The 568-nt window shown below is 54.8% G+C and carries 1 tRNA gene and 1 rRNA gene; both read left to right on the forward strand.

Annotation, left to right across the window (positions count from 1 at the left end):
- Positions 1–384: ribosomal RNA gene (locus RVY79_RS17050) — 16S ribosomal RNA — on the forward strand; the annotation flags it as partial.
- A 60-nt stretch (positions 385–444) separates the two neighbouring features.
- Positions 445–521 (forward strand) — tRNA-Ile (locus tag RVY79_RS17055).
- Positions 522–568: the final 47 nt, after the last annotated feature.

Raw genomic sequence — 568 nt, forward strand, 5'->3', positions numbered from 1 at the left:
TGCCGGTGACAAACCGGAGGAAGGTGGGGATGACGTCAAGTCCTCATGGCCCTTATGGGTAGGGCTTCACACGTCATACAATGGTGCATACAGAGGGTTGCCAAGCCGCGAGGTGGAGCTAATCCCAGAAAATGCATCGTAGTCCGGATCGTAGTCTGCAACTCGACTACGTGAAGCTGGAATCGCTAGTAATCGCGGATCAGCATGCCGCGGTGAATACGTTCCCGGGTCTTGTACACACCGCCCGTCACACCATGGGAGTGGGTTTTGCCAGAAGTAGTTAGCCTAACCGTAAGGAGGGCGATTACCACGGCAGGGTTCATGACTGGGGTGAAGTCGTAACAAGGTAGCCGTATCGGAAGGTGCGGCTGGATCACCTCCTTTAAGAGCGTGCATCCGACGTTAGGCGTCCACACTTATCGGTTTGTTTGATGTTACAGCCAAGGGTCTGTAGCTCAGGTGGTTAGAGCACCGTCTTGATAAGGCGGGGGTCGTAGGTTCAAGTCCTACCAGACCCACCAAGTTACGGACGGTGGAAGAAGTTCTCTGCCGTGACTGGGGGATTAGC

Source organism: Chromohalobacter sp. HP20-39 (genome assembly GCF_033052815.1).
In the GTDB taxonomy this organism is placed as follows: domain Bacteria; phylum Pseudomonadota; class Gammaproteobacteria; order Pseudomonadales; family Halomonadaceae; genus Chromohalobacter.